Genomic DNA, 22,211 nt, shown 5'->3' with positions numbered 1-22,211 from the left:
GTTTTTTATTGAGTGATGATTCACTCAAAACTGGATGTTAAGTTAGTATCAATATAATTGTCCACCGCTATCTTGGTTAAGTCCTCGACCGATTAGTACTAGTCCGCTCCATACATCACTGTACTTCCACTTCTAGCCTATCTACCTGATCATCTTTCAGGGGTCTTACTTCCTTAAAGGAATGGGAAATCTCATCTTGAGGGGGGCTTCACGCTTAGATGCTTTCAGCGTTTATCCCGTCCATACATAGCTACCCAGCAATGCCCTTGGCAGAACAACTGGTACACCAGAGGTATGTCCATCCCGGTCCTCTCGTACTAAGGACAGCTCCTCTCAAATTTCCAACGCCCGCGACGGATAGGGACCGAACTGTCTCACGACGTTCTGAACCCAGCTCGCGTGCCGCTTTAATGGGCGAACAGCCCAACCCTTGGGACCGACTACAGCCCCAGGATGCGACGAGCCGACATCGAGGTGCCAAACCTCCCCGTCGATGTGAACTCTTGGGGGAGATAAGCCTGTTATCCCCAGGGTAGCTTTTATCCGTTGAGCGATGGCCCTTCCATGCGGAACCACCGGATCACTAAGCCCGACTTTCGTCCCTGCTCGAGTTGTAACTCTCGCAGTCAAGCTCCCTTCTGCCTTTGCACTCTACGAATGATTTCCAACCATTCTGAGGGAACCTTTGGGCGCCTCCGTTACCTTTTGGGAGGCGACCGCCCCAGTCAAACTGTCCATCTGACACTGTCTCCCACCACGATAAGTGGTGCGGGTTAGAATGGTCATAACACAAGGGTAGTATCCCACCAGCGCCTCCATCGAAACTAGCGTTCCGATTTCTACGGCTCCTACCTATCCTGTACATGTGTCACAAACATTCAATATCAAACTACAGTAAAGCTCCATGGGGTCTTTCCGTCCTGTCGCGGGTAACCTGCATCTTCACAGGTACTAAAATTTCACCGAGTCTCTCGTTGAGACAGTGCCCAAATCGTTACGCCTTTCGTGCGGGTCGGAACTTACCCGACAAGGAATTTCGCTACCTTAGGACCGTTATAGTTACGGCCGCCGTTTACTGGGGCTTCAATTTTGAGCTTCGCTATTGCTAACCCATCCTCTTAACCTTCCAGCACCGGGCAGGCGTCAGCCCCTATACGTCATCTTTCGATTTTGCAGAGACCTGTGTTTTTGATAAACAGTCGCTTGGGCCTATTCACTGCGGCTGAACTTGCGTTCAGCACCCCTTCTCCCGAAGTTACGGGGTCATTTTGCCGAGTTCCTTAACGAGAGTTCTCTCGCTCACCTTAGGATTCTCTCCTCGACTACCTGTGTCGGTTTGCGGTACGGGTCATTTGTTTCTAACTAGAAGCTTTTCTTGACAGTGTGACATTGAGACTTCGGTACTTTATTTCCCTACTCATCACAACTTGTTCTTAAAGATAAAAGCATTTGACTCTTATCAAAACTCGTTGCTTGAACGTGCACTTCCAGTCGCACGATCTCATAGCCTCCTGTGTCCCTCCATTGTTCAAACAAAACAAACGAGTACAGGAATCTCAACCTGTTGTCCATCGCCTACGCCTATCGGCCTCAGCTTAGGTCCCGACTAACCCTGGGAGGACGAGCCTTCCCCAGGAAACCTTAGTCATTCGGTGGACAGGATTCTCACCTGTCTTTCGCTACTCATACCGGCATTCTCACTTCTAAGCGCTCCACCAGTCCTTACGATCCAGCTTCAACGCCCTTAGAACGCTCTCCTACCATAGAACCAAAGGTTCTATCCACAGCTTCGGTAACATGTTTAGCCCCGGTACATTTTCGGCGCAAGGGCACTCGACTAGTGAGCTATTACGCACTCTTTAAATGGTGGCTGCTTCTGAGCCAACATCCTAGTTGTTTGTGCACCCTCACATCCTTTTCCACTTAACATGTATTTTGGGACCTTAGCTGGTGGTCTGGGCTGTTTCCCTTTCGACAATGGATCTTATCACTCACTGTCTGACTCCCGGATATAAATGAATGGCATTCGGAGTTTATCTGAATTCGGTAACCCAAGACGGGCCCCTAGTCCAAACAGTGCTCTACCTCCATCATTCTCAAATCCGAGGCTAGCCCTAAAGCTATTTCGGAGAGAACCAGCTATCTCCAAGTTCGTTTGGAATTTCTCCGCTACCCACACCTCATCCCCGCACTTTTCAACGTACGTGGGTTCGGTCCTCCAGTGCGTTTTACCACACCTTCAACCTGGACATGGGTAGGTCACATGGTTTCGGGTCTACGACAACATACTCATTCGCCCTATTCAGACTCGCTTTCGCTACGGCTCCGCTTCTTCAGCTTAACCTCGCATGCTATCGTAACTCGCCGGTTCATTCTGCAAAAGGCACGCTATCACCCATTAACGGGCTCTAACTTCTTGTAGGCACACGGTTTCAGGTTCTATTTCACTCCCCTTCCGGGGTGCTTTTCACCTTTCCCTCACGGTACTGGTTCACTATCGGTCACTAGAGAGTATTTAGCCTTGGGAGATGGTCCTCCCGGATTCCGACGGAATTTCTCGTGTTCCGCCGTACTCAGGATACTCATAGGTGTGTTGTCAATTTCATCTACGGGGCTTTTACCCGCTACGGCTGACCTTTCCAGGTCGATTCGACTATCCACAACAGCTACCACAGCTGAGTCCTACAACCCCAATAAGCAAGCTTATTGGTTTGGGCTGTTTCCGTTTCGCTCGCCGCTACTAAGGAAATCGATTTTTCTTTCTCTTCCTGCAGGTACTTAGATGTTTCAGTTCTCTGCGTCTACCTTCTAATAGCTATGTATTCACTACTAGATAATATCCTATAAAAGATACTGGGTTCCCCCATTCGGAAATCTCCGGATCATAGCTTACTTACAGCTCCCCGAAGCATATCGGTGTTAGTCCCGTCCTTCATCGGCTTCTAGTGCCAAGGCATCCACCGTGCGCCCTTATTCACTTAACCTTTTCTAACCTTACGGTTAGCTTGTTTTTTCATTAACTATTAACTAGCGATAGATAATAGTTAATACATTTCACAGTTCTTTAAAAGAAACTGTTCAACGCGGTGTTCTCGGTTTATGTTGATGTCTAACTTCAACTATCCAGTTTTCAATGAACAATCTATATGATGATTTCTCATCAATGGAGCCTAGCGGGATCGAACCGCTGACCTCCTGCGTGCAAGGCAGGCGCTCTCCCAGCTGAGCTAAGGCCCCTATTAAGAGTAAACCTCTCAAAACTGAACAAAGTAAAAACGTAATGTGTTTTCCGTAATTATCCTTAGAAAGGAGGTGATCCAGCCGCACCTTCCGATACGGCTACCTTGTTACGACTTCACCCCAATCATCTATCCCACCTTAGGCGGCTGGCTCCAAAAGGTTACCTCACCGACTTTGGGTGTTACAAACTCTCGTGGTGTGACGGGCGGTGTGTACAAGGCCCGGGAACGTATTCACCGTGGCATGCTGATCCACGATTACTAGCGATTCCGGCTTCATGTAGGCGAGTTGCAGCCTACAATCCGAACTGAGAACAGCTTTAAGAGATTAGCTAAACCTCGCGGTCTCGCAACTCATTGTACTGTCCATTGTAGCACGTGTGTAGCCCAGGTCATAAGGGGCATGATGATTTGACGTCATCCCCACCTTCCTCCGGTTTGTCACCGGCAGTCTCGCTAGAGTGCCCAACTAAATGATGGCAACTAACAATAAGGGTTGCGCTCGTTGCGGGACTTAACCCAACATCTCACGACACGAGCTGACGACAACCATGCACCACCTGTCACTTTGTCCCCGAAGGGAAAGCTCTATCTCTAGAGTGGTCAAAGGATGTCAAGACCTGGTAAGGTTCTTCGCGTTGCTTCGAATTAAACCACATGCTCCACCGCTTGTGCGGGCCCCCGTCAATTCCTTTGAGTTTCAGCCTTGCGGCCGTACTCCCCAGGCGGAGTGCTTAATGCGTTAACTGCAGCACTGAAGGGCGGAAACCCTCCAACACTTAGCACTCATCGTTTACGGCGTGGACTACCAGGGTATCTAATCCTGTTTGCTCCCCACGCTTTCGAGCCTCAGCGTCAGTTACAGACCAGAGAGTCGCCTTCGCCACTGGTGTTCCTCCATATATCTACGCATTTCACCGCTACACATGGAATTCCACTCTCCTCTTCTGCACTCAAGTCCTCCAGTTTCCAATGACCTTCCTCGGTTGAGCCGAGGGCTTTCACATCAGACTTAAAAGACCGCCTGCGCTCGCTTTACGCCCAATAAATCCGGACAACGCTTGCCACCTACGTATTACCGCGGCTGCTGGCACGTAGTTAGCCGTGGCTTTCTGGTTAGATACCGTCAAGGTGATAACAGTTACTCTATCACTTGTTCTTCTCTAACAACAGAGTTTTACGATCCGAAAACCTTCTTCACTCACGCGGCGTTGCTCGGTCAGACTTTCGTCCATTGCCGAAGATTCCCTACTGCTGCCTCCCGTAGGAGTCTGGGCCGTGTCTCAGTCCCAGTGTGGCCGATCACCCTCTCAGGTCGGCTATGCATCATGGTCTTGGTAGGCTGTTACCCCACCAACTAACTAATGCACCGCGGGCCCATCCACCAGTGACACCGAAGCGTCTTTTATACTTTTGCCATGCGGCAAAAGCAATTATGCGGTATTAGCACCTGTTTCCAAGTGTTATCCCCCTCTGATGGGCAGGTTGCCCACGTGTTACTCACCCGTCCGCCACTCACTTCTTCTCGGTGGAGCAAGCTCCGGTGAGAAGAAGTGCGTTCGACTTGCATGTATTAGGCACGCCGCCAGCGTTCGTCCTGAGCCAGGATCAAACTCTCAATAAAAAGTTGATAACATCTTACGATGTTTAGCTCATTTGTTTTAAAACTTGCTAGCGAATTGTATTCACTAAATATGGTTTGTTTCTACATAGTAGAAACGCCCTACACATTTGGTTCGTCTTACTTTGTTCAGTTTTCAAAGGTCTAAACTTTGTTGCCGTAACAACTTTTATATCATAACAAGTTGTTATCTTATTGTCAACACTTTTTTAATTTTTTTTGAGAAAAATCTCAAAATCGGGAAGACAGGATTCGAACCTGCGACCCCTTGGTCCCAAACCAAGTGCTCTACCAAGCTGAGCTACTTCCCGTATTAAATTAAACGCGCCCAAGAGGAGTCGAACCCCTAACCTTCTGATCCGTAGTCAGACACTCTATCCAGTTGAGCTATGGGCGCTATTAATGATGCCGAGGACCGGAATCGAACCGGTACGGTGATCACTCACCGCAGGATTTTAAGTCCTGTGCGTCTGCCAGTTCCGCCACCCCGGCTAGAACTTATAAAAAGCGGAAGACGGGGTTCGAACCCGCGACCCCCACCTTGGCAAGGTGATGTTCTACCACTGAACTACTTCCGCTTATAGATGCCGGCTAAAGGACTTGAACCCTCGACCCTCTGATTACAAATCAGATGCTCTACCAACTGAGCTAAGCCGGCATGTTCTATCAATACGAATTTTAAACAATAAAAAAAGACTAATTTTCGTATTATGGCTTAATATAGTAATGACCCGTACTGGGCTCGAACCAGTGACCCTCTGATTAAAAGTCAGATGCTCTACCAACTGAGCTAACGAGTCAAAAATGTATGGAGGTTAACGGGATCGAACCGCTGACCCCCTGCTTGTAAGGCAGGTGCTCTCCCAGCTGAGCTAAACCTCCATCAATACAAAAAGCACGGCAACGTCCTACTCTCACAAAGGGAAACCCTTCACTACCCTCGGCGCTAAGAAGCTTAACTTCTGTGTTCGGCATGGTTACAGGTGTATCCTTCTTGCCATCGTCACCGCACTTATCTGTTTTTTATTGAGTGATGATTCACTCAAAACTGGATGTTAAGTTAGTATCAATATAATTGTCCACCGCTATCTTGGTTAAGTCCTCGACCGATTAGTACTAGTCCGCTCCATACATCACTGTACTTCCACTTCTAGCCTATCTACCTGATCATCTTTCAGGGGTCTTACTTCCTTAAAGGAATGGGAAATCTCATCTTGAGGGGGGCTTCACGCTTAGATGCTTTCAGCGTTTATCCCGTCCATACATAGCTACCCAGCAATGCCCTTGGCAGAACAACTGGTACACCAGAGGTATGTCCATCCCGGTCCTCTCGTACTAAGGACAGCTCCTCTCAAATTTCCAACGCCCGCGACGGATAGGGACCGAACTGTCTCACGACGTTCTGAACCCAGCTCGCGTGCCGCTTTAATGGGCGAACAGCCCAACCCTTGGGACCGACTACAGCCCCAGGATGCGACGAGCCGACATCGAGGTGCCAAACCTCCCCGTCGATGTGAACTCTTGGGGGAGATAAGCCTGTTATCCCCAGGGTAGCTTTTATCCGTTGAGCGATGGCCCTTCCATGCGGAACCACCGGATCACTAAGCCCGACTTTCGTCCCTGCTCGAGTTGTAACTCTCGCAGTCAAGCTCCCTTCTGCCTTTGCACTCTACGAATGATTTCCAACCATTCTGAGGGAACCTTTGGGCGCCTCCGTTACCTTTTGGGAGGCGACCGCCCCAGTCAAACTGTCCATCTGACACTGTCTCCCACCACGATAAGTGGTGCGGGTTAGAATGGTCATAACACAAGGGTAGTATCCCACCAGCGCCTCCATCGAAACTAGCGTTCCGATTTCTACGGCTCCTACCTATCCTGTACATGTGTCACAAACATTCAATATCAAACTACAGTAAAGCTCCATGGGGTCTTTCCGTCCTGTCGCGGGTAACCTGCATCTTCACAGGTACTAAAATTTCACCGAGTCTCTCGTTGAGACAGTGCCCAAATCGTTACGCCTTTCGTGCGGGTCGGAACTTACCCGACAAGGAATTTCGCTACCTTAGGACCGTTATAGTTACGGCCGCCGTTTACTGGGGCTTCAATTTTGAGCTTCGCTATTGCTAACCCATCCTCTTAACCTTCCAGCACCGGGCAGGCGTCAGCCCCTATACGTCATCTTTCGATTTTGCAGAGACCTGTGTTTTTGATAAACAGTCGCTTGGGCCTATTCACTGCGGCTGAACTTGCGTTCAGCACCCCTTCTCCCGAAGTTACGGGGTCATTTTGCCGAGTTCCTTAACGAGAGTTCTCTCGCTCACCTTAGGATTCTCTCCTCGACTACCTGTGTCGGTTTGCGGTACGGGTCATTTGTTTCTAACTAGAAGCTTTTCTTGACAGTGTGACATTGAGACTTCGGTACTTTATTTCCCTACTCATCACAACTTGTTCTTAAAGATAAAAGCATTTGACTCTTATCAAAACTCGTTGCTTGAACGTGCACTTCCAGTCGCACGATCTCATAGCCTCCTGTGTCCCTCCATTGTTCAAACAAAACAAACGAGTACAGGAATCTCAACCTGTTGTCCATCGCCTACGCCTATCGGCCTCAGCTTAGGTCCCGACTAACCCTGGGAGGACGAGCCTTCCCCAGGAAACCTTAGTCATTCGGTGGACAGGATTCTCACCTGTCTTTCGCTACTCATACCGGCATTCTCACTTCTAAGCGCTCCACCAGTCCTTACGATCCAGCTTCAACGCCCTTAGAACGCTCTCCTACCATAGAACCAAAGGTTCTATCCACAGCTTCGGTAACATGTTTAGCCCCGGTACATTTTCGGCGCAAGGGCACTCGACTAGTGAGCTATTACGCACTCTTTAAATGGTGGCTGCTTCTGAGCCAACATCCTAGTTGTTTGTGCACCCTCACATCCTTTTCCACTTAACATGTATTTTGGGACCTTAGCTGGTGGTCTGGGCTGTTTCCCTTTCGACAATGGATCTTATCACTCACTGTCTGACTCCCGGATATAAATGAATGGCATTCGGAGTTTATCTGAATTCGGTAACCCAAGACGGGCCCCTAGTCCAAACAGTGCTCTACCTCCATCATTCTCAAATCCGAGGCTAGCCCTAAAGCTATTTCGGAGAGAACCAGCTATCTCCAAGTTCGTTTGGAATTTCTCCGCTACCCACACCTCATCCCCGCACTTTTCAACGTACGTGGGTTCGGTCCTCCAGTGCGTTTTACCACACCTTCAACCTGGACATGGGTAGGTCACATGGTTTCGGGTCTACGACAACATACTCATTCGCCCTATTCAGACTCGCTTTCGCTACGGCTCCGCTTCTTCAGCTTAACCTCGCATGCTATCGTAACTCGCCGGTTCATTCTGCAAAAGGCACGCTATCACCCATTAACGGGCTCTAACTTCTTGTAGGCACACGGTTTCAGGTTCTATTTCACTCCCCTTCCGGGGTGCTTTTCACCTTTCCCTCACGGTACTGGTTCACTATCGGTCACTAGAGAGTATTTAGCCTTGGGAGATGGTCCTCCCGGATTCCGACGGAATTTCTCGTGTTCCGCCGTACTCAGGATACTCATAGGTGTGTTGTCAATTTCATCTACGGGGCTTTTACCCGCTACGGCTGACCTTTCCAGGTCGATTCGACTATCCACAACAGCTACCACAGCTGAGTCCTACAACCCCAATAAGCAAGCTTATTGGTTTGGGCTGTTTCCGTTTCGCTCGCCGCTACTAAGGAAATCGATTTTTCTTTCTCTTCCTGCAGGTACTTAGATGTTTCAGTTCTCTGCGTCTACCTTCTAATAGCTATGTATTCACTACTAGATAATATCCTATAAAAGATACTGGGTTCCCCCATTCGGAAATCTCCGGATCATAGCTTACTTACAGCTCCCCGAAGCATATCGGTGTTAGTCCCGTCCTTCATCGGCTTCTAGTGCCAAGGCATCCACCGTGCGCCCTTATTCACTTAACCTTTTCTAACCTTACGGTTAGCTTGTTTTTTCATTAACTATTAACTAGCGATAGATAATAGTTAATACATTTCACAGTTCTTTAAAAGAAACTGTTCAACGCGGTGTTCTCGGTTTATGTTGATGTCTAACTTCAACTATCCAGTTTTCAATGAACAATCTATTTGAGAGTAGACCTCTCAAAACTGAACAAAGTAAAAACGTAATGTGTTTTCCGTAATTATCCTTAGAAAGGAGGTGATCCAGCCGCACCTTCCGATACGGCTACCTTGTTACGACTTCACCCCAATCATCTATCCCACCTTAGGCGGCTGGCTCCAAAAGGTTACCTCACCGACTTTGGGTGTTACAAACTCTCGTGGTGTGACGGGCGGTGTGTACAAGGCCCGGGAACGTATTCACCGTGGCATGCTGATCCACGATTACTAGCGATTCCGGCTTCATGTAGGCGAGTTGCAGCCTACAATCCGAACTGAGAACAGCTTTAAGAGATTAGCTAAACCTCGCGGTCTCGCAACTCATTGTACTGTCCATTGTAGCACGTGTGTAGCCCAGGTCATAAGGGGCATGATGATTTGACGTCATCCCCACCTTCCTCCGGTTTGTCACCGGCAGTCTCGCTAGAGTGCCCAACTAAATGATGGCAACTAACAATAAGGGTTGCGCTCGTTGCGGGACTTAACCCAACATCTCACGACACGAGCTGACGACAACCATGCACCACCTGTCACTTTGTCCCCGAAGGGAAAGCTCTATCTCTAGAGTGGTCAAAGGATGTCAAGACCTGGTAAGGTTCTTCGCGTTGCTTCGAATTAAACCACATGCTCCACCGCTTGTGCGGGCCCCCGTCAATTCCTTTGAGTTTCAGCCTTGCGGCCGTACTCCCCAGGCGGAGTGCTTAATGCGTTAACTGCAGCACTGAAGGGCGGAAACCCTCCAACACTTAGCACTCATCGTTTACGGCGTGGACTACCAGGGTATCTAATCCTGTTTGCTCCCCACGCTTTCGAGCCTCAGCGTCAGTTACAGACCAGAGAGTCGCCTTCGCCACTGGTGTTCCTCCATATATCTACGCATTTCACCGCTACACATGGAATTCCACTCTCCTCTTCTGCACTCAAGTCCTCCAGTTTCCAATGACCTTCCTCGGTTGAGCCGAGGGCTTTCACATCAGACTTAAAAGACCGCCTGCGCTCGCTTTACGCCCAATAAATCCGGACAACGCTTGCCACCTACGTATTACCGCGGCTGCTGGCACGTAGTTAGCCGTGGCTTTCTGGTTAGATACCGTCAAGGTGATAACAGTTACTCTATCACTTGTTCTTCTCTAACAACAGAGTTTTACGATCCGAAAACCTTCTTCACTCACGCGGCGTTGCTCGGTCAGACTTTCGTCCATTGCCGAAGATTCCCTACTGCTGCCTCCCGTAGGAGTCTGGGCCGTGTCTCAGTCCCAGTGTGGCCGATCACCCTCTCAGGTCGGCTATGCATCATGGTCTTGGTAGGCTGTTACCCCACCAACTAACTAATGCACCGCGGGCCCATCCACCAGTGACACCGAAGCGTCTTTTATACTTTTGCCATGCGGCAAAAGCAATTATGCGGTATTAGCACCTGTTTCCAAGTGTTATCCCCCTCTGATGGGCAGGTTGCCCACGTGTTACTCACCCGTCCGCCACTCACTTCTTCTCGGTGGAGCAAGCTCCGGTGAGAAGAAGTGCGTTCGACTTGCATGTATTAGGCACGCCGCCAGCGTTCGTCCTGAGCCAGGATCAAACTCTCAATAAAAAGTTGATAACATCTTACGATGTTTAGCTCATTTGTTTTAAAACTTGCTAGCGAATTGTATTCACTAAATATGGTTTGTTTCTACATAGTAGAAACGCCCTACACATTTGGTTCGTCTTACTTTGTTCAGTTTTCAAAGGTCTAAACTTTGTTGCCGTAACAACTTTTATATCATAACAAGCTTACAACGACTTGTCAACATTTTTTAAAAATTATTTTCATAATATTTTTTCTGTTACCGACGCAACTTAATGATGATAACATATCAATATATAATTAGTCAACATTTTTTATCATTTTTTTCGTTTGAGTCATTGATATAAAATAACAACAAAATTAATATACTACTTATTTAAAAAAAAGTAAACATATTTTTAAACAATTTTTTATTTCAATTTATTTGGTACAATAATAATATATTTGATATATTAGGAGGAAATAACATGAAAATACTAGTAGCAGATGATGATAAAGAAATTGTAGAACTATTAAGTATCTATATAAAGAATGAAGGTTATGATGTTATACAGGCCTATGATGGAAAGGAAGCTCTTAGCAAAATTATTACAAACCCTGATATAGACTTACTTATATTAGACATCATGATGCCAAAAATGGATGGACTAGAAGTCGTAAAAGAATTAAGAAAAGACTCACAAATCCCTATCATTATGTTAACTGCTAAAACAACTGACATGGATAAAATTCAAGGTTTAATTACTGGAGCTGATGATTATGTTACAAAACCTTTTAACCCTCTAGAAATTATGGCTCGTGTAAAATCACTATTAAGACGAACTAACATGCAAGTCCAAACAGATATACCAGACTTATTAGAAGTGGGTCCACTTATTATAAAAAAAGATTCTCATGAGGTTGAGACTGATCAAGGAATAAAAATTCAATTAACTGCTTTAGAGTTTGGTATTCTTTACTTACTTGCAAGTCACCCTAACCGTGTTTTTAGCGCTGAAGAAATTTTCGAAAGAGTTTGGCAACAGGAAAGTTTAGTTTCTGCTAAAACTGTCATGGTTCATGTAAGTCATTTGCGTGACAAAATTGAAGAAGCAACTAATGGAGAAAAAGTTATTCAAACAGTTTGGGGGGTAGGATACAAAATTGAAGGATGATGAAAAAAAGACACGTATTAAACTTACCTCAAAAGAAACTAGTGAGTTAATTATTGAGGGTATTATTACAGTCATCTTGCTTATTCTTCTTAATTTAGCCTTATTTATCTTAATTGATCAAATTGTGAATACATCATTACCTATCGATCAATTTCTGTGGCACATTCAATACAATATATTTTATGATCCTCGTCCGCCCATGTTTTGGCAACGCCCTTTAATTTTTATGATGATAGTTGCAGACGTTATTGTATTATATTGGCGATTAATTAGGCGTTACAAGCAGATGCAACAACAACATATTATTAGCGAACTACACTATATATCAAACGGACATTACGACCACCGTATTCCATTTGAATTAAAAGGGGACTTAGGTAGACTTATTACAAGTATAAATGCTTTGGTAGATAGTACTGTGGAAGCACTAGAGGAAGAGCGTCGTATCGAACAGTCAAAGGATGAATTAATTACTAACGTTAGCCATGATATTAGAACACCACTCACATCAATTATCGGATACCTTGGACTAATTGAAGAAGGAAAATACAATAATAAAGAAGATTTATTGAAATACACACATACTGCCTATTTAAAATCTAGACAAATGAAAGTATTGGTTGATGATTTATTTGAATACACCAAAGTGAGACAATCAAATGTCCCACTAAATGCTATGACTTTTGATATGAACCAACTCATTGGCCAATTAACAGTTGATTACGAATTAGAAGCATCAAAAAAGAATCGTGTCATTGATTTTTTACCGCAAGAGGATACCTTAATGATGAATGGTGATACTGAAAAACTAGTACGTGTTTTTGATAATCTTCTATCTAATGCACTCAAATATGGTGTGAATGGAACACAGATTATCATCACATCAGAAAAAATTGGTAGTGAAGCCATTATCGTTGTTAAAAATGATGGCGACCCTATCCCCCAAGAATCTTTAGACCACTTATTCGATCGATTTTACCGAGTAGAAGAATCTAGATCTCAACAAACAGGTGGGACTGGACTTGGTTTGGCTATCGCTCAAAGTATTGTCGCACTGCATGGTGGATATATTTATGCTACATCAAATAATAACTGGACATCATTTACCATACATTTACCATTAGAAACAACTAGCCATTCTTGATTTTTTTGTGTTCTTTAATAAAATCTATTGTTTTCTATTGGTTAATTTGTTAAATTAATTTCAGTTAAATATTAGGAGATTATTTATGACATTACTAAAAAAAAAACGTGTTCTATTTTTTCTACTATTATCTTTTTTATTCATTCTTCCTGTGCCAATTTTTGCTGAACAAAACAGTTTTGATGTTCCTGCAAAAGCTGCAATTGCTGTTGATTTTGATACAGGAAAAATTTTATATGAAAAAAATAGCGAAACCCCTCTTCCTATTGCTTCAATGTCCAAGTTGTTGTCAGCATACTTAGTATATGAAGCAATTGATACAAAAAAAATAAAATGGAATGATACAGTACCTTTCGATGATGCTTTAATCAAACTAACTGAAGACCCAGATTTATCTAACATTCCAATAAAAAAAGAATTAACCTATACTGTTGAAGATAATGTAAAAGCAATGCTGATCTCTTCTTCAAATGTTTCAACGACAGCTTTAGCTAGACTAATTTCTGGTAGTGAACAAGCTTTTGTTGATAGTATGAATCAACATGTTAAAGACTGGGGGATTAATGATGCAACATTTATTTCTGCCTCTGGTTTAGATACACAAGATCTTGCAAAAGCTGACCGTTATCCAAATTCTAAACCTGAAGATAATAATATTTTATCAGCAAAAGACATGGTCATCGTAGCTAGACATCTCATTTCTGATTACCCTGAAGTATTAGATATTACGAAACAATCTCACTACACATTATTTCAAGGGACTGATAATGAAGAAACTTTCTGGTCATCTAATTTAATGTTACCAGATTTGTATTACTATACGGAAGGTGTCGATGGACTAAAAACAGGAACAACACCAAATGCTGGAGCGTGCTTTATCGGTTCAACCATACAAAATGGACGCCGTATCATTACAGTTGTAATGAACGTAGACGAAGAATATGATCGATTTGAAGTCACTAAAAATTTACTTAACTACGTAAATTCAAATTGGGAATATAAAACCGTAGTGAGTAAAAACGATAGTGCTGTGGTTAACAGTATTGATATACCAAATGGGAAAACAGAAACTGTCCCTCTAATCTTAGCTGAACCCATATCATTATGGGTCAATAAAGAGACAACTGAATTAAAACAAGTTTTTGCTTCAACTAAAGATACAGTCTCTGCTCCTCTTAAAAAAAATGAAGTAGTAGGCCAACAAATTGTATCAGATAGTGCAGATAAACTAGGTTATCTAAGCGACACAGACAAACATGACGCCACCGGTAAAGTGGTCACAAAAACAGACGTACAAAAAGCAAATATTTTTGTAAGAGTATGGCGTTCTTTAAAAAACAGCATACATTAATGCTGTTTTTTTATATTATTAATTATTAGAAATGGAAATTGGAGAATAATTTATGAAAAAATCACGTATCGCATATGACAAACTTAAAAGAAAACAGAAATGGATTGGCTTATTATTCTTTATCGTTGGTGTCCTTATGAGTATTAGTATATTAATTACTCTATTGGTTATCTATCCCGATGAGTTAACGTCTATCATAAAGAGTGATAAAACAACCACGCAAACAATTATATCTTCCGAAACAAAAGAATCAAGTCAACCGACTACCCAGTCATCTGACAAAAATAAAGAAGAAGCTTTTGTTCCTAGAACAAATTTTGATCAAACAGCATCGACTCCTTTACTATATCAACCATTAAAACAAGCTTTAGAGCAAAATATTGCTACAAGAGAACTCTCAGGAACTTTATTAGCAATTAAAGATAATCAAGTTGTGATGTATAATTCCTTTGGATTTGCTAAAGATGTATCATGGGAAGCTCAAGATAGTACCTACATGATTGCTTCTATTCAAAAATTTTATACTGCATTACTTATCTCAACTTTAATCTCTGAACAAAAATTGACATTAGATACTACTTTAGATAAATTTTATCCAGAAATACCTGGAAGTAATCAAATTACGATAGATGCCCTTCTATCAATGACTTCCGGACTGAAATTAGATTCTAGTAAAATCCCTACTTCCATAAAGGAACAAACTGAATGGGAGGAATATGTCTTAAAAAACACAACACACCAAAATTCAAATAAATGGGACTACTCTCCAGTTAATTTTAATTTGCTTGCTATGATTGTTCAAAAAATAACTGGACAAACATATGAAGAATATTTTAAGAAGACAGTAAAAGAGCCACTTAATTTAAAACAAACAGGTTTTTATACCGATTTATCAGATAACACTCATCTTGTCCCTGTATATGAAGAAAATGGAACACTAAGAAAAAAAGATATTCCTAATTATGCTTATGTTAGAGAACTAGGTACTGGAAACATGTTTGTTTCACCAAAAGATTTTGCAACTGTCGTCCAAGCTACTATGGATGGTAAATTTGGAGATTTAAATGTAGTTAAATCCATGTGGTTGAAAGACTCACCTTACGGTACAACTTATTATAAATCCGGTCTTTACAGAAAAGTACTCGATGAAAATGGACCAACCATTTTTTGGGGACACGGTATCTTTAGGGGCTATGAACCCACTGTTATTTTTAATAATGATGCCAGTGACATGGTTATTTATTTCAGCAATCAATACTTAACCAATAAATCGAATACTATAGCAACAAAAGAATTTTATGATATCATTTCTCAAAATATCACCTTCAATCAATAAAGGAGATTCATATCAATGGATTTAATACGTTTAATTAATTTAGCAAAAAAAGAACCAAAATCTCTTGAAGAAATGGGTTTAAAATTATCAGAAGAAACTGGAGAAGTAGCTGAAGCCATTTTAAAATATAACAAATCCAGTGGAAGTCAATACAAATGTGGTACGTTAGATGATTTGAAGGAAGAGTGTGCGGATACTTTACTTGTGGCTCTTTCCTTATATTTTCAACTAGAAGATAGTTCTATAGATGAACTAAACAATATCATTAATATAAAAGCTGACAAATGGGAAAAGCATATGCAAGTCAAAGATTAGTTGACATAGATACCAAAAATAGCTATAATTTCTGATAAATAGACTAAATGTGAAAGACTAGTATTTATATTGCTTGTTTTAAGAGAGTTAGCGGTTGGTGTGAGCTAATAACAACAGATAAAGAATCCACTTTCAAAGCATTTCTAGTGAACTCTATGCACTAAGCTGGAACGGGAAAAGTAATCCGTTAACATACTTACTTAGAGACAATATCTATTGTCTAAAATTTGGGTGGTACCGCGAATTCAATCTCTCGCCCCAGAAAATCAATTAATTTTCTGGGGCGAGAGATTTTTTTATTTTAAAAATTTAAGGAGGAAATATCATGTTAGATTTAAAATTTATACGTCAAAATACTGAATTAGTTAAGGAAAAACTCATGACTCGCGGAGTAGATGGAGAAAAAATTGATGAATTTATCCATTTAGATCAAGAGCGTCGTGATAATTTAGTAAAAGTTGAAACACTTAAAAAACATCGTAACGATGTGTCTCAAGACATTGCAAAATTAAAAAGAGAAAAACAAAATGCTGATGATAAAATTCAAGAAATGAAACAAGTCGGAGAGGATATCAAAGTTTTAGATGAAAACATCAATGCGATTGATGAAAAGTTAGAATATATTGCTCATACACTTCCTAACCTTCCTGCTGAAGGTGTTCCTGTTGGGGAAGATGAAGAAGAAAATATTGAATTAAGAAAATGGGATACTCCTAGACAATTTGATTTTGAACCAAAACCGCATTGGGAAGTAGCGGAAGAATTAGATATTCTTGATTTTGAACGTGGGGCTAAAGTATCTGGTAGCCGTTTCCTTTTCTATAAAGGTGCTGGCGCTAGACTAGAACGCGCAGTATATAATTTAATGTTAGATACTCATATCTATGAACATGGTTACACAGAAATGATTCCACCATATATCGTGAATGACAAATCTATGTTTGGTACAGGACAATTTCCTAAATTTAAAGAAGATGTTTTCCAACTAGAAAATTCAAACTATACATTAATCCCCACGGCTGAAGTGCCATTAACAAACTATTATCGTGACGAGATTTTAGATAATGATGCCCTACCTGTTTACTTTACTGCTTTAAGTCCAGCATTTCGTTCTGAAGCTGGAAGTGCCGGGAGAGATACTCGTGGATTAATTAGATTACATCAATTTAATAAAGTAGAGATGGTTAAATTTAGTAAACCGGAAACATCTTATGAAGAATTAGAAAAAATGACCAATAATGCTGAAGCCATTCTACAAAAATTAAACTTACCATATCGTGTCATTGTATTATGTACTGGTGACATGGGATTCTCAGCTGCGAAAACATATGATATTGAAGTTTGGATTCCAGCTCAAGAAACCTATCGTGAAATCAGCTCTTGTTCTAATTGTGAAGATTTCCAAGCTAGACGTGCAAAAATTCGTTACAGAGATGAGGAAGAAAAAGTTCAATACGTCCATACTCTAAATGGTTCTGGTTTGGCTGTTGGTCGTACCGTTGCAGCTATTTTAGAGAATTATCAAAATGAAGATGGCAGTGTAACAATACCTGAAGCTCTTGTTCCTTACATGGGCGGAATGACTAAAATTACAAAATAATAAAAAAGCTCCTCCGTTTAGTTTCATTTTAAATGAATTCAACGGGGGAAATTTTTTTATTGTTCAAGATATTGTGTTACTTGCTCAACAGATTGTCTAAATAATAGGTCTTCTTTTTTCGTTAAGTCTAAAGATAGTGCTTTAACAATACCTCGTTTACCTAAAACTGCGGGATAGCCTATATGAATATTATCTTTTTCTTGATAAATCGACAAAGGATAAATCTTTTTTTCATCTTTTAAAATAGATTGAATCAACCTAGATGTAGTTGAAGCTATCCCATAACTTGTCCAACTTTTACGTTGATGGATTTCCCATCCCCCTAAACGAGTAGCCTCTTTCATTTCTTCTAATTCGTCTTCTGATAATGACACAACATCTAATAATTTTTGTGTGCCTACCATCACTGTAGACCATGCGACAAACTGACTTTCTCCATGTTCACCTAACACATAACCATTGATAGATTGACCAGAAACACCTAATTTTTCCCCAACAATACGTTTCATACGATTAGTATCTAAACTCGTACCGGTTCCAATCACTCGATATGCTGGAAAACCACTTTCTCGGTGAACAAGAGTTGTAATCACATCACAAGGATTAGTAATCACTAAGAATATTCCTTTAAATCCACTAGAAACAACTTGTGGGATAATCTCTTTTACTGCTTGCTTATTATCGTTTAATTCCGACACCCTATCTTCGTTATCAATAGACTGACTTCCTACGCTAATGACTATAATATCCGCATCATTTAAATGGCGATACTCATTTAACAAAATAGTTGTTTTTACCTCTGTCATCATCATGCTATCTGTGAGTTCTAAATATTCTGCTATTACTTTTTCTTTGTTTTTATCAATTAACACTAATTCATCTACTTGACCTTTTGTACATAAGGTATAAGCAATATCTGATCCAACGTGCCCTAATCCAATAATTCCAACTTTACTCAAATATAATCCCTTCTTTCTAAAAAAAGAGGCAGGAAACTCCCTACCTCTTTTAATCCATTTTATGAAATTGAATAGTTTGGTGCTTCTTTAGTAATTTGAACATCATGAGGATGAGATTCTCTTAAACCAGCACCACTCATTTCAACAAATTGCGCATTATCTCTTAACTCTTTTAAGTTTCCTGCACCTACGTATCCCATTCCAGCACGCAAACCACCTAGCATTTGGAAAATAATATCTTGAACACTACCTTTGTAGGCGACACGACCTTCAATGCCTTCTGGAACTAATTTATTTGCTTCATTGACAGAACTTTGGAAATAACGATCACTTGATCCTTTTTCCATAGCTCCTAAAGAACCCATTCCACGATATGTTTTAAAACGACGACCTTGGAAAATTTCAAATTCACCAGGAGATTCATCTGTTCCAGCTAACATTGAACCTAACATAACAACATATCCACCAGCAGCTAATGCTTTTACGATATCTCCAGAGTACTTAATACCACCATCAGCGATGATTGTACGACCATATTCACGAGCGACACCTGCTGCATCGTAAATAGCTGTTAATTGTGGGACACCAACACCTGCAACAACACGTGTTGTACAAATTGAACCTGGTCCAATTCCGACTTTTACAACATCTACACCAACGTCATATAATGCACGTGTTGCTTCAGCAGTCGCAACGTTTCCTGCAATTAATGTCACATCTGGAAAAGCATCACGAATTTCTTTAATTTTACGGATTACCCCCGCACTATGTCCATGAGCAGTATCAATAACTAACGCATCAACGCCTGCTTCAATTAAAGCGCCAGCACGTTCAAATGTATCACTTGTTACACCAACAGCTGCAGCAACTAATAAACGACCATGCTCATCTTTTGCGGCATTAGGAAATTCAATCACTTTTTCAATGTCTTTAATCGTAATTAAGCCACTCAAACGTCCTTTAGCATCCACGATAGGTAATTTTTCAATTTTATGTTGTTGTAAAATATTTTCTGCATCTTTTAAAGACGTTCCAACTGGCGCTGTGACTAGTCCCTCTTTAGTCATAACATCCCTAATCATTAAATTATAATCCGTCACAAAACGTAAGTCACGGTTTGTTAAAATACCAACTAATATTCTATTTTCTAATGTATCAACAATGGGTACACCACTAATACGATATTTAGCCATTAAATGTTCTGCATCACTTACTTTATGTTCTGGAGTTAAAAAGAATGGATCAATAATCACACCACTTTCAGAACGTTTTACTTTGCGTACTTCATCTTTTTGTTGTTCCACACTCATATTTTTATGGATAACACCTAGACCACCTTGTCTAGCCATAGCAATAGCCATTTTACTGTCTGTCACAGTATCCATACTGGCACTCATAATTGGAATATTCAACTTAATCTTAGATGATAATTCAACACTTAAATCGACATCGTTTGGTAATACATGACTTTCTGCTGGAATTAATAGAACATCATCAAATGTATACCCTTTTTTTGAAAATTTAGTTTCCCAATTTGACATTAGAAATTCGCACTCCTTTAATTTTGTTTTATTAACAAACTTACCAAATAATCTGCTATTCGTCAATGTTATAAAATGAAAAAAAGCTAAAACAATTTTTCTAATAAAATTGTTTTAGCTTACTATTAGCCATTAAGGACGTAAAAATAAACTTCCTTGAATATTATATTTTTTCTTTAATAAATAGCGAACACCAAATGCTGCTGCACCTAGTACAATTGTAATAACAGGATCAAGAGATGGGTTGATTGCTCTTGGAATAAATGCCGAAAGTGAAAAGATCATTAACCACGGAATAAAACATAGTGCCATGATTCCACCTGTTTTCCAAACCCCAGGACGTTTACTTTTATCCGCACCAGGCATATCGTAAATATAAATATAACGGTAGATAAGATAAAACGATAAACCACCTGACATGGCACCAATAATAATGCTCAAGATACCTTGAGTTGGTTGCGGTGTTTTAGAAATCATCGTTAATACACCGGTCATAACAGCTAAAAATGTAAACAACAATAAACTATTATCTAGCCACATCGAAGCAAAATTAGTTTTCGGTGGCGTTGCTGGTTTTGTGGTAACAAACACGACAGCTTCCGTTGGTGTCCCATATAATTGTTTAGCAGTTATTCCTGTTTTTTGTCCCTCAACTAATGCTTTTAACATGGTGTTCAAGGCTTCTATTTTTTGACGTTCATCAATCACTACACCATCATCTAATAATTTATTTAAATCAAACATAAATTGATTATTTTTTTTTGTTAATTGTTTTTCTAACTCACGATTTTCTGCGACTTTTTGTTGTAACTCTTCATTTGTTAACTCAGTCATTGTTGTCACCTATTCTTTCCATTAAACATTAAAACGGAAGAGCATTACATCACCATCTTGAACAACGTAATCCTTTCCTTCTAAACGCACACGACCAGCTTCTTTAGCTGCATGCATGCTTCCGTATTCTTTTAAATCAGTGTAAGAAACTGTTTCCGCGCGAATAAATCCTCGTTCAAAATCAGTATGAATAATACCAGCACATTCTGGTGCTTTCATCCCCACCTTAAATGTCCAAGCTCGCACTTCTTGTTCACCAGCTGTAAAATAAGTAGCTAGCCCTAGTAAATGATATGCTGCACGAATTAATTTATCTAAACCAGATTCTTCAATGCCTAACGCTTCAAGGAAATCTTTTTTATCATCTTCATCAAGCTCTGCTATTTCTTCTTCTGCTCTAGCACATACAGTAATGACTTCAGCATTTTCAGTTGCTGCGAATTCTTTTACTTTTTTGACATAGTCATTATTTTCTGTATCTGCTATTTCATCTTCCGCTACGTTTGCAACATACAGTACAGGTTTTGTTGTTAATAAAAATAATCCTTTAACAATAGGAAGTTCTTCATCAGTGAATTCAATCGATCTGGCTGATTTACCTTCTTCTAAAACAGGCTTAATTTTTTCCAATACTGCTAATTCCGCGACAGCTTCCTTATCTTTTGTTTTAGCAATTTTTGATACACGTGCAAAACGTTTATCAACTGACTCTAAATCTGCTAACACAAGTTCTAAATTAATGGTATCAATATCTGCTAACGGATCCACACGCCCTTCAACGTGAGTGATATTATCATCATCAAAACAACGAACAACATGGCAAATCGCATCTACTTGTCGAATGTGACTTAAAAACTTATTTCCAAGTCCCTCGCCCTTACTAGCTCCACGAACAATTCCCGCAATATCAGTAAATTCAAATGTCGCTGGAACTGTTTTTTTCGGTTTAACTAGTTTTGTTAATTCTTCCAATCGATAATCTGGTACTTCTACCATTCCTACATTTGGATCGATTGTTGCAAAAGGATAATTTGCAGCTTCTGCACCTGCTTTTGTTATTGCATTAAATAAAGTTGATTTCCCAACGTTTGGCAATCCAACAATTCCTGCCGTTAATGACATAGTTATTTTCCACTCTTTCTTTTTAATCTTTAAATTAATCTTCTTTTTTCACTAATACCTTTTTCATCTTCTTATCAAATTCACGTCGGGGCATCATCACAATATGCTGACAGTTTAAGCATCTAATTTTGATATCCATTCCCATACGAATAATCTCCCAACGATTTGTTTGACACGCATGTGGTTTTTTCATTTCGACTATATAGCCTAAATCGTACATACTAAACGTCC

General features: G+C 40.9%; 11 protein-coding genes, 8 tRNA genes, 5 rRNA genes and 1 other annotated feature. Of the genes, 6 read left to right on the top strand and 18 right to left on the bottom strand.

Going from position 1 to position 22,211, the window contains the following annotated elements; translation table 11 throughout:
- Window positions 1-72 precede the first annotated feature (72 nt).
- The 13 genes from G314FT_RS02730 to G314FT_RS02670 form a co-directional block, all read right to left on the bottom strand.
- Window positions 73-2,984, bottom strand: a 23S ribosomal RNA gene (locus G314FT_RS02730).
- Window positions 2,985-3,164: 180 nt separating this feature from the next.
- Window positions 3,165-3,237 (bottom strand) — tRNA-Ala (locus tag G314FT_RS02725).
- 68 nt (window positions 3,238-3,305) lie between these two features.
- A 16S ribosomal RNA gene (locus G314FT_RS02720) occupies window positions 3,306-4,863 on the bottom strand.
- A 234-nt stretch (window positions 4,864-5,097) separates the two neighbouring features.
- Window positions 5,098-5,171, bottom strand: a tRNA-Pro gene (locus tag G314FT_RS02715).
- Between the two features lie 12 nt (window positions 5,172-5,183).
- Window positions 5,184-5,257 (bottom strand) — tRNA-Arg (locus G314FT_RS02710).
- A gap of 9 nt (window positions 5,258-5,266) precedes the next feature.
- Window positions 5,267-5,352: transfer RNA gene (locus tag G314FT_RS02705), tRNA-Leu, on the bottom strand.
- A 14-nt stretch (window positions 5,353-5,366) separates the two neighbouring features.
- Window positions 5,367-5,438: transfer RNA gene (locus tag G314FT_RS02700), tRNA-Gly, on the bottom strand.
- Between the two features lie 7 nt (window positions 5,439-5,445).
- Window positions 5,446-5,518 (bottom strand) — tRNA-Thr (locus G314FT_RS02695).
- A gap of 69 nt (window positions 5,519-5,587) precedes the next feature.
- Window positions 5,588-5,660: transfer RNA gene (locus G314FT_RS02690), tRNA-Lys, on the bottom strand.
- 9 nt (window positions 5,661-5,669) lie between these two features.
- A tRNA-Val gene (locus G314FT_RS02685) sits at window positions 5,670-5,742 on the bottom strand.
- 13 nt (window positions 5,743-5,755) lie between these two features.
- Window positions 5,756-5,871 (bottom strand): 5S ribosomal RNA (gene rrf, locus G314FT_RS02680).
- Window positions 5,872-5,950: 79 nt separating this feature from the next.
- Window positions 5,951-8,862, bottom strand: a 23S ribosomal RNA gene (locus G314FT_RS02675).
- Between the two features lie 228 nt (window positions 8,863-9,090).
- Window positions 9,091-10,648, bottom strand: a 16S ribosomal RNA gene (locus G314FT_RS02670).
- The 16S, 23S and 5S rRNA genes sit together here with 8 tRNA genes alongside, the layout of an rRNA operon.
- A gap of 443 nt (window positions 10,649-11,091) precedes the next feature.
- Between G314FT_RS02670 and croR the strand changes: the two genes are divergently transcribed.
- The 6 genes from croR (at window position 11,092) to serS (ending at window position 17,524) form a co-directional block, all read left to right on the top strand.
- Window positions 11,092-11,778, top strand: a complete 687-nt coding sequence (gene croR / locus G314FT_RS02665) for a response regulator transcription factor CroR (protein ID WP_257701969.1) — start codon at window positions 11,092-11,094, stop codon at window positions 11,776-11,778.
- On the top strand, window positions 11,768-12,922 hold the full coding sequence (locus G314FT_RS02660) for a sensor histidine kinase (RefSeq protein ID WP_257701968.1): 1,155 nt from the start codon (window positions 11,768-11,770) through the stop codon (window positions 12,920-12,922). Before croR ends, G314FT_RS02660 begins: the two co-directional genes overlap by 11 nt.
- 85 nt (window positions 12,923-13,007) lie before the next feature.
- Window positions 13,008-14,273: a D-alanyl-D-alanine carboxypeptidase gene (locus G314FT_RS02655; RefSeq protein ID WP_257701967.1), complete on the top strand. Its 1,266-nt coding sequence runs from the start codon at window positions 13,008-13,010 to the stop codon at window positions 14,271-14,273.
- A gap of 52 nt (window positions 14,274-14,325) precedes the next feature.
- Window positions 14,326-15,609, top strand: a complete 1,284-nt coding sequence (locus G314FT_RS02650) for a serine hydrolase domain-containing protein (protein ID WP_257701966.1) — start codon at window positions 14,326-14,328, stop codon at window positions 15,607-15,609.
- Between the two features lie 15 nt (window positions 15,610-15,624).
- A complete protein-coding gene (locus G314FT_RS02645; protein ID WP_257701965.1) occupies window positions 15,625-15,924 on the top strand; it encodes a MazG-like family protein in 300 nt (99 codons plus the stop codon).
- A gap of 43 nt (window positions 15,925-15,967) precedes the next feature.
- Window positions 15,968-16,188 (top strand) — a binding site (T-box leader).
- A gap of 61 nt (window positions 16,189-16,249) precedes the next feature.
- Window positions 16,250-17,524 (top strand): serine--tRNA ligase, encoded by a 1,275-nt coding sequence (gene serS, locus G314FT_RS02640; protein ID WP_257701964.1) that lies wholly within the window; start codon window positions 16,250-16,252, stop codon window positions 17,522-17,524.
- 56 nt (window positions 17,525-17,580) lie between these two features.
- Here the strand turns inward: serS and G314FT_RS02635 are convergent, their stop codons facing one another.
- The 5 genes from G314FT_RS02635 to G314FT_RS02615 all read right to left on the bottom strand — a co-directional run bounded on the left by G314FT_RS02635 (window position 17,581) and on the right by G314FT_RS02615 (window position 22,200).
- Window positions 17,581-18,483: an L-lactate dehydrogenase gene (locus tag G314FT_RS02635; RefSeq protein WP_257701963.1), complete on the bottom strand. Its 903-nt coding sequence runs from the start codon at window positions 18,481-18,483 to the stop codon at window positions 17,581-17,583.
- 59 nt (window positions 18,484-18,542) lie between these two features.
- Window positions 18,543-20,024, bottom strand: coding sequence for an IMP dehydrogenase (guaB, locus tag G314FT_RS02630; RefSeq protein WP_079346431.1), 1,482 nt, complete (start codon window positions 20,022-20,024; stop codon window positions 18,543-18,545).
- A 132-nt stretch (window positions 20,025-20,156) separates the two neighbouring features.
- Entirely contained in the window at window positions 20,157-20,858 is a 702-nt protein-coding gene (locus G314FT_RS02625; RefSeq protein ID WP_257702488.1) for a DUF1129 domain-containing protein, read from the bottom strand.
- A 21-nt stretch (window positions 20,859-20,879) separates the two neighbouring features.
- Window positions 20,880-21,980 (bottom strand): redox-regulated ATPase YchF, encoded by a 1,101-nt coding sequence (gene ychF / locus G314FT_RS02620; protein WP_257701962.1) that lies wholly within the window; start codon window positions 21,978-21,980, stop codon window positions 20,880-20,882.
- 34 nt (window positions 21,981-22,014) lie between these two features.
- Window positions 22,015-22,200, bottom strand: a complete 186-nt coding sequence (locus G314FT_RS02615) for a DUF951 domain-containing protein (protein WP_257701961.1) — start codon at window positions 22,198-22,200, stop codon at window positions 22,015-22,017.
- Window positions 22,201-22,211: the final 11 nt, after the last annotated feature.

Origin of the sequence: Vagococcus luciliae, from assembly GCF_024637875.1 — a bacterium.
In the GTDB taxonomy this organism is placed as follows: Bacteria; Bacillota; Bacilli; order Lactobacillales; family Vagococcaceae; genus Vagococcus; species Vagococcus luciliae.
Note: the sequence above shows the minus strand (reverse complement) of the source record. Positions and strands in the feature narration are given on the sequence as shown.